This is a genomic window from Streptomyces hainanensis, assembly GCF_004348415.1.
In the GTDB taxonomy this organism is placed as follows: Bacteria; Actinomycetota; Actinomycetes; order Streptomycetales; family Streptomycetaceae; genus Streptomyces; species Streptomyces hainanensis.
In genome coordinates this window covers 1-2,070 of the sequence record NZ_SMKI01000756.1, presented here as the reverse complement: position 1 = coordinate 2,070, position 2,070 = coordinate 1, and the positions used below count along the sequence as shown (strand labels likewise).

4 protein-coding genes are annotated in these 2,070 nt (G+C 74.2%); 1 reads left to right on the top strand and 3 read right to left on the bottom strand.

The window, feature by feature from the left end; all coding sequences use genetic code 11:
- Positions 1 to 814, bottom strand: an 814-nt coding sequence (locus E1283_RS35615; RefSeq protein ID WP_132822298.1) for an IclR family transcriptional regulator, incomplete at its 3' end; no start/stop codon positions are given.
- A gap of 152 nt (positions 815 to 966) precedes the next feature.
- On the opposite strand from E1283_RS35615, the gene E1283_RS35610 reads away from it, so the two are divergent.
- On the top strand, positions 967 to 1,236 hold the full coding sequence (locus E1283_RS35610; protein WP_132822297.1) for an HPr family phosphocarrier protein: 270 nt from the start codon (positions 967 to 969) through the stop codon (positions 1,234 to 1,236).
- Between the two features lie 41 nt (positions 1,237 to 1,277).
- Here E1283_RS35610 and E1283_RS37805 read toward each other — a convergent pair whose 3' ends face one another.
- Together E1283_RS37805 and E1283_RS35605 are read right to left on the bottom strand one after the other, a co-directional pair.
- Entirely contained in the window at positions 1,278 to 1,454 is a 177-nt protein-coding gene (locus E1283_RS37805) for a hypothetical protein (RefSeq protein ID WP_165956365.1), read from the bottom strand.
- A 99-nt stretch (positions 1,455 to 1,553) separates the two neighbouring features.
- Positions 1,554 to 2,030 (bottom strand): YflT domain-containing protein, encoded by a 477-nt coding sequence (locus tag E1283_RS35605; protein WP_132822296.1) that lies wholly within the window; start codon positions 2,028 to 2,030, stop codon positions 1,554 to 1,556.
- Positions 2,031 to 2,070 lie beyond the last annotated feature (40 nt).

Below are 2,070 nucleotides of genomic sequence, written 5' to 3'. Positions count from 1 at the left end.
GGCCGGGGGAGGGGGTCGGTGTCGGCACCGTCGCCGAACCGGGCCCGGCGAGCTGGGCGGCCCGGCGCGGGGCCCCGAGGTCGCGGGAGAGGTTGCGGGCGGTCTCGCGGACCGCCACCGCGAGCTCCTGCCTGGCCGGCTCCACCAGCAGCCGTTCGACCGGGCCGACCACGCCGATCGCCCCTGCCACCTCGCCGCCGCGCCCGAAGACCGGCGCGGCGATCCCGGCGTCGCCGAGCGCCGACTCCTGGTCCTCGAGCGCGTAGCCGGTGGCCAGCGCCGCGTCGAGCTGGGCCCGCAGCGCCGCGGGTTCTGTGACGCTGGCGCCGGTGAGCACCCCGAGCGGGCCGCCGAGCAGCCGCTCCCGCGTCTCGCCGGGCGCCCAGGCGACCATCGCCTTGCCCAGGGCGCAGGTGTTCCACGGCACGCTCGCGCCGACCTCCAGGATCTGCACCGCCCCCGCGGGCCGGAACGCGTGGTGCACCACCAGGATGTGGTCCCCGGTGAGCACCGCCACCCACACCGCCTCGCCGGCCCGCGAGGCGAGCACGTCGGCCCAGGTCAGCGAGCGGCTGCGCAGCTCCTGGGTGTCCAGATAGGCGTTGCCGAGCAGGAGCAGGTCGGGGCCGAGCAGGTACTTGGAGCTCTCCCGGTCCTGGGTGACCATGCCCTCGGCCTCCAGCGTCCGCAGCAGCGCGTGCACGGTCGGCTTGGCGACGCCGAGGCGGTCGGCGAGCTCGGTCACGCCGAGCCTGGGCCCCGCCGTGGCCAGTTCGCGCAGGATCCGCACCGCCCGCTGCACCGCCTGGACCATGGCCGCTCCCTCGTTGGCTGAGTGTTCGGTATTGCTGAAACGCGTTCCGGTATTTACCATCGGCGTTCATGGGCGCACCCGTCGGCATCGTACTCGTGCCGCCCGCGGGCCCGACCCGCCAACCGTCGCCGAAGCCGCCAAGGAGGCACGACATGTCGGCACCCACCGCCAGTTCCGAGATCACGGTGGTACTCCCCGCCAACCTGCACGCCCGTCCGGCCGGCCAGCTCACCAAGGCGGCCGCCGGTTTCCAGAGCACGGTCGAGCTCGACTACGCCGGCCGCACCGTCAACGCGGCCAGCGTGCTGGGCGTGATGGGCCTGGGCGCCACCGCGGGCGGGGCCGTCACGGTCCGCGCCGTCGGCGCGGACGCGGCCGAGGCCGTCGACGCGATAGCGGAGATCCTCGCCACCGCGGAGTGAGCCACCGGCCGGCGTGGCCGGGGCCGTGGTCGTGCGGCGTTTCAGCCGCAGGCGCGGACGAGCCAGTCGTCGTCGTTGTAGAGGTCCCGCGCCGGATCGGGCGCCGCCGCGGGCACCTCCTCGAACCGGTCCTCGGGACGGATCCGCTCGGGCAGGGCACCGAACCTGACGTGGCGCGCCTCCGCCGCCTCGTCGAGGGATCGCTGGGTCTCCGACATGTCGTCGCCTCCTCGCCTGCCTCGCTCGGGCGGCTCACCGCCGGGCGTGTGCGGCCAAGTGTACGAAACGCGCGGCGACAGTGGACCGGCCCGCCGGAACTAGCCCTGGCCCTCCCGCCAGCCCAGCTTGATCAGCAGGTTCTTCGCGTCCTCGGCCACCTTCTCGTCGGCCACCACGTCGTAGTGCCCCGCCACGATCTGGCTCCGCGAGGAGAAGTCGCGGCGGCCCCCGGTGAGGGCGTGCCTGACGAAGCCGAAGATCGCGCCGAAGACGAGGCCGTAGACCAGGCCGGCCGCGATCAGCACCAGCACGTGGTGGTCGTTGGCGCTGAACGCCGTGAGGAAGAGGCCGACCAGCAGGCCGAACCAGGCGCCGGTGGCCATCCCGGACAGCGTGGCGCGGCCCAGGTTCAGCCGGCCGAGCACCGTCTCCACCATCCGCAGGTCGGTGCCGATGATCGCGGTGTGTTCCACCGGGAAGTGGTTGTCGGAGAGGAAGTCGACCGCGCGCTGCGCGCCCTCGTAGTTCGGGTACGTGCCGACGACGGGTCGGTCGACCGCCGGTGGCTGGGTCATGGCGGGCTCCCTTCCTGGGCCCCTCCCCCCAGCCTGCGGC

Bases quoted from the DNA above. Each gene is read 5' to 3' on its own strand.
- E1283_RS35610 (WP_132822297.1), top strand. From the start codon at position 967: ATGTCGGCACCCACCGCCAGTTCCGAGATCACGGTGGTACTCCCCGCC.
- E1283_RS37805 (WP_165956365.1), bottom strand. From the start codon at position 1,454: ATGTCGGAGACCCAGCGATCCCTCGACGAGGCGGCGGAGGCGCGCCAC.
- E1283_RS35605 (WP_132822296.1), bottom strand. From the start codon at position 2,030: ATGACCCAGCCACCGGCGGTCGACCGACCCGTCGTCGGCACGTACCCG.